This is a genomic window from Comamonas sp., assembly GCF_036666375.1.
GTDB lineage: Bacteria > Pseudomonadota > Gammaproteobacteria > Burkholderiales > Burkholderiaceae_C > Comamonas.
This window is the reverse complement of the sequence record NZ_JAVWWA010000186.1, coordinates 1-5,075: the sequence shown is the minus strand read 5'-3', so window position 1 is coordinate 5,075 and position 5,075 is coordinate 1. Positions and strand designations below refer to the sequence as shown.

Below are 5,075 nucleotides of genomic sequence, written 5' to 3'. Positions count from 1 at the left end.
GGATGGAGTTGGCGGTCAGGCCTTCGCGCAGCGCCTTGATGATGGGAATGCCACCCGCGACCGCGGCTTCATAGGCCACCATCACGCCCTTGTCGGCCGCGGCCTGGAAGATTTCCGTGCCGTGCACCGCCAGCAGCGCCTTGTTGGCCGTGACCACATGCTTGCCCGCGGCAATCGCTTCGAGCACCAGCTGCTTGGCGATGCCGTAGCCGCCGATCAGCTCGACCACGACGTCGATGTCGGGATTGGCAATGACTTCGCGCGCGTCGCCGACCACGCGGACCGCGTCACCGACCACGCTCTTGGCGCGCTCTGTGTCCAAGTCGGCCACCATGGTAATTTCAATCCCGCGACCTGCGCGGCGGCGAATCTCGCCCTGATTGCGCTGCAACACGTTGAAAGTGCCGCTACCCACGGTGCCAATGCCCAGAAGGCCTACTTGGATCGGTTTCATATACAAATTGCCAGTCAAAAAACGCTGCGGTGCGCAGCAGGGGGAAAGCAGTGAATCAGTTCGTGCCGAAACGCAGGCGCGCCTTTTCGAGGAACACGGCCACGCGGCGGATCGCTTCGCGCAGGTCGGCCTCGTGCGGCAGGAAAACAATGCGGAAGTGATCGGGCTCGGGCCAGTTGAAGCCCGTACCCTGCACCAGCATGACCTTGGTCTCCTGCAGCATTTCGAGGAAGAACTGCTGGTCGTCCTTGATCGGATAGATCACGGGATCGAGCTTGGGGAACATGTACAAGGCGGCCTGGGGCTTGACGCAGCTGACGCCCGGAATTGCGGTGATCAGTTCATGCGCGAGGTCGCGCTGCACGCGCAGCCGCCCGCCCGCGCACACCAGGTCGTCGATGCTCTGGTGGCCGCCCAGCGCCGTCTGCACGGCCCACTGGCCGGGAACGTTGGCGCACAGCCGCATGTTCGACAGCATGTTCAGGCCTTCGATGTAGTCGCGTGCGGGCTTCTTGTCGCCCGACACCACGAGCCAGCCCGCGCGGTAGCCGCACGAACGGTAGGCCTTGGACAGCGAATTGAACGTCAGCGTCAGCACATCGGTCGACAGGCTGGCCAGCGGCACATGCTTGGCGCCGTCGTAGAGCACCTTGTCGTAGACCTCGTCGGCAAAGATCACCAGGCCATGCTCGCGCGCGATCTCGACGATGCCCTTGAGCAGTTCGGTCGAGTACAGCGCGCCCGTGGGATTGTTCGGGTTGATGACCACGATGCCCTTGGTGCGCGGCGTGACCTTGGCGCGGATGTCGTCGAGGTCGGGCATCCAGCCGTTGGCTTCGTCGCAGATGTAGTGCACGGGCGTTCCGCCCGACAGGCTCGCCGCCGCCGTCCACAGCGGATAGTCGGGCGCGGGCAGCAGCAGTTCGTCGCCGTTGTCGAGCAGCGCGTTGGTGGCCATCACGATCAGCTCGGACGCGCCGTTGCCCAGGTAGATGTCGTCGAGCGTCACGCCCTTGATGCCCTGGTGCTGGGTCTCGTGCATCACCGCCTTGCGCGCCGCGAAAATGCCCTTGCTGTCCGAATAGCCCGCGGAATTGGGCAGATTGCGGATCATGTCCTGCTGGATTTCCTCGGGCGCATCGAAGCCGAACACCGCCAGATTGCCGATGTTGAGCTTGATGATCTTGTGGCCGTCTTCCTCCATCTGCTTGGCCGCGTCCATGATGGGCCCGCGGATGTCATAGCAGACGTTGGCAAGTTTGGCGGATTTGAGGACGGTCTTCATGCTGGTAGGGAGTAGTTACTGCAGAACACGCCAAAGGGCAAAGACCCCCTGGTGAAACCTATAATTTGACCACAGTTCCGCACTGCACCATCGTGCCCATGGGCATGCACTTTTCACGCCGGCTGCCCGAGCAGCCACAACCGAGCGCAGCATGAAATTCCAACCCGACCGCTCCGAAGCACAGACCATACGCGGCTATGGCCCCGGCTGGATCGCCATCGAGCAGGAGAAATTCAGCCACAGCCTGATCATCAGCGCGCAGGGACTGCGCCAGGACTGGAACTGCCAGCGTTTCGAGGATCTGACGCCCGCGCACTTCGCCGCGCTGGCCGAAATTCCCGCGGAGCTGGTGCTGTTTGGCAGCGGCACACGCAACCGCTTCGTGTCGCCCGCCTGGCTGCAGCCGCTGATGGCCAAGGGAATCGGCCTCGAGACCATGGACACGCAGGCCGCCTGCCGCACCTACAACATCCTCGCCGGAGAAGGCAGAAACGTGGTCGCGGCATTGCTGCTGGAGTAGTTCCAGCGAAAAGAAATGCGCCCGACGTGGTCAAAACCACAGGGCAGTATTTGCGCTGCAGGCGCGGCAAGCCCGCACAACGACGCCTCAAGGGTTGTGTTTAGACGCTGTAAATCAATTCAGGGTAAAATACACGGCTGCGGTTGGGGGTTGCACCAAAGCAATAACAGACCTTTGCCCTCAACTATTCAACGACTACACCCGAGAGATAGAAGCGCATGGCGATCGTTGTCAACAAACCACTCCCTGAATTCGAAGCCAATGCAACCGGCGGGCTCAAGGTGTCCAACACCTCCCACAACGGCCAGATTGTGATTCTCTACTTCTATCCTAAAGACAATACGCCCGGTTGTACCACCGAAGCGATGCAGTTTCGGGATAAATACAAGGATTTTGTCAAAGCCGGTGCCGCTGTCTTCGGTGTGTCGCGCGACAACATGAAATCCCATGATGATTTCAAGGAAAAGCTCGAGCTGCCCTTCGAACTCATCGCCGACACCGAAGAAAAGATGTGCCACATGTTCGGCGTGGTCAAGAACAAGATCATGTACGGCAAGAAGGTCAAGGGCATCGAGCGCAGCACCTTCCTGATCGATGCCGACGGCATCCTGCACCAGGAATGGCGCGGCCTCAAGGTGCCCGGCCATGTCGAGGAAGTGCTCAAGGCCGTCAAGTCCTTGAAGTCGCTGAAGAAGGAAGCGGCCTGATTTTCCGCCGCTGCCCCTGAATGCCTCTGTCTGTCACAGAGGTATGCATAATGGAACGATGCTCCTGAGCTTCGTTTCATCCTGTGTTTCCAATCCCAAGCCGCCCCGGTCTCCGTGGCGGCTTTGTGCTTTTTGTTCCGCTGTTTTTTGATTGGGCCTGCCGAATATGCCACTGCCTCCTGCACCCAGCCGCCGCGCGGCCACTCTCCCTGCCGAAGCTTTCAGCGTAGTCGCACAGCGCAAGGACACGCGCCCGAACATTGCTGACGACGACTTCGACGACCTCCCCGAGGTGGTTGCCGCGGTTGCCCCCGCCGCCCCGGCACGCCGGCGCAGCGCCAGCGTGGATGCCGACGCCCCCATGATCCAGGTGGAAACCACAGTGCGCACGCCTGCGGCTCCGGTGGCCGCTTCCGCACCCGCTGCGGTGGCGCCCCCTGCAGCGCGCGCGCGCCGTGCCAAGCGCGACAGCGCGCCAGCCCCGGCCATCGAGGCCAAGGCCAAGGCTCCGGTGGCCGCGGCGCCGACCGCGCCAGCCCCGGCACCCGTGGTCGCCACCAAGGTCAGCAAGCGCAAGTCGCGCTCGGACAACACCACGCTGTTCGTGCTCGACACCAATGTGCTGCTGCACGACCCGACCAGCCTGTTCCGCTTCGAGGAACATGACATCTTCCTGCCGATGGTGGTGCTCGAGGAGCTCGATGCACACAAGAAGGGCATGACCGAAGTCGCGCGCAATGGCCGCCAGGTCAGCCGCAGCCTTGACGCGCTGGTCGCCGCCCAGGGCGAGACCAGCCTCGACAAGGGCCTGGGCCTGTCCGCCTCGGGCCACCGCAGCGCCACCGGCCAGCTGTTCTTCCAGACCGAAGCGCTGGAATGCACGCTGCCCACCAGCCTGCCCCAGGGCAAGGCCGACAACCAGATCCTGGGCGTGGTCGAAGCGCTGCGCCAGCAGCGCAAAGGCCGCGACGTGGTGCTGGTGTCCAAGGACATCAACATGCGCGTCAAGGCGCGCGCGCTGGGCCTGGCCGCAGAGGACTACCAGAACGACAAGGTGCTCGAGGACGGCGACCTGCTGTACTCCGGCCTGATGCCGCTGCCGCAGGATTTCTGGACCAAGGCCGGCAAGGGCATGGAAAGCTGGAACGAAGGCCCCTACACCTGCTATCGGGTCACGGGCGCCATCGTCGGCCAGTTCATGATCAACCAGTTCGTCTACTACGAAGCGCCGGGCGAGCCCAGCCTGTTCCTGCGCGTGACCGAGATCCGCGACCGCACGGCGGTGCTCAAGACCTTGCGCGACTATGGCCATGCGAAGAACGCGGTCTGGGGCGTGACCACGCGCAACCGCGAGCAGAACTTCGCGATGAACCTGCTGATGGACCCGGAAATCGACCTCGTGACGCTGACCGGCACGGCCGGCACCGGCAAGACGCTGATGGCGCTGGCCGCGGGCCTGACCCAGGTGCTCGACGAACGCCGCTACACCGAGATCATCATGACGCGCGCCACGGTGAGCGTGGGCGAGGACATAGGCTTCCTGCCGGGCACCGAAGAGGAAAAGATGGGCCCCTGGATGGGAGCGCTCGACGACAACCTCGAGTTCCTGGCCAAGGGCGACGGCGGCAATGCCGGCGAATGGGGCCGCGCCGCGACCAACGAGCTGATCCGCAGCCGCATCAAGATCAAGAGCATGAACTTCATGCGCGGGCGCACCTTCCTCAACAAGTATCTGATCCTCGACGAGGCGCAGAACCTCACGCCCAAGCAGATGAAGACGCTGATCACACGCGCCGGCCCGGGCACGAAGATCATCTGCATGGGCAACCTGGCGCAGATCGACACCCCGTACCTCACCGAAGGCTCTTCGGGCCTGACCTACTCGGTGGACCGCTTCAAGGGCTGGCCGCACAGCGGCCACATCACGCTGGCGCGCGGCGAGCGCTCGCGTCTGGCCGACTTCGCCAGCGAGGTGCTCTAAGCCATGGCGATCAGCTGGATCACCGCACTGAAGCTCGTTCCCTGGGGCGATGTCATCGAAGCCACGCCCCAGGTGGTCAAGGCCGCCAAGGGCCTGCTGCGCAAGAAGGACGCCGCGGCCGAAGAAGC

5 protein-coding genes are annotated in these 5,075 nt (G+C 63.3%); 3 read left to right on the top strand and 2 right to left on the bottom strand.

Annotated elements, in window-relative coordinates; translation table 11 throughout:
• Together RR928_RS24185 and RR928_RS24180 are read right to left on the bottom strand one after the other, a co-directional pair.
• The coding region (locus RR928_RS24185) for a Gfo/Idh/MocA family oxidoreductase (RefSeq protein WP_332684600.1) at positions 1-454 on the bottom strand (454 nt) is incomplete at its 3' end.
• Positions 455-509: 55 nt separating this feature from the next.
• Entirely contained in the window at positions 510-1,739 is a 1,230-nt protein-coding gene (locus RR928_RS24180) for a pyridoxal phosphate-dependent aminotransferase (protein WP_332537289.1), read from the bottom strand.
• 151 nt (positions 1,740-1,890) lie between these two features.
• On the opposite strand from RR928_RS24180, the gene RR928_RS24175 reads away from it, so the two are divergent.
• From RR928_RS24175 to RR928_RS24165, 3 genes are all read left to right on the top strand, one after another.
• Entirely contained in the window at positions 1,891-2,259 is a 369-nt protein-coding gene (locus RR928_RS24175; protein ID WP_332537287.1) for an Mth938-like domain-containing protein, read from the top strand.
• 218 nt (positions 2,260-2,477) lie between these two features.
• Positions 2,478-2,966 (top strand): peroxiredoxin, encoded by a 489-nt coding sequence (locus RR928_RS24170; RefSeq protein WP_332537286.1) that lies wholly within the window; start codon positions 2,478-2,480, stop codon positions 2,964-2,966.
• Between the two features lie 166 nt (positions 2,967-3,132).
• Positions 3,133-4,947, top strand: coding sequence for a PhoH family protein (locus RR928_RS24165; protein ID WP_332684596.1), 1,815 nt, complete (start codon positions 3,133-3,135; stop codon positions 4,945-4,947).
• Positions 4,948-5,075: the final 128 nt, after the last annotated feature.

Bases quoted from the DNA above. Each gene is read 5' to 3' on its own strand.
- RR928_RS24180 (WP_332537289.1), bottom strand. From the start codon at position 1,739: ATGAAGACCGTCCTCAAATCCGCCAAACTTGCCAACGTCTGCTATGAC.
- RR928_RS24175 (WP_332537287.1), top strand. From the start codon at position 1,891: ATGAAATTCCAACCCGACCGCTCCGAAGCACAGACCATACGCGGCTAT.
- RR928_RS24170 (WP_332537286.1), top strand. From the start codon at position 2,478: ATGGCGATCGTTGTCAACAAACCACTCCCTGAATTCGAAGCCAATGCA.
- RR928_RS24165 (WP_332684596.1), top strand. From the start codon at position 3,133: ATGCCACTGCCTCCTGCACCCAGCCGCCGCGCGGCCACTCTCCCTGCC.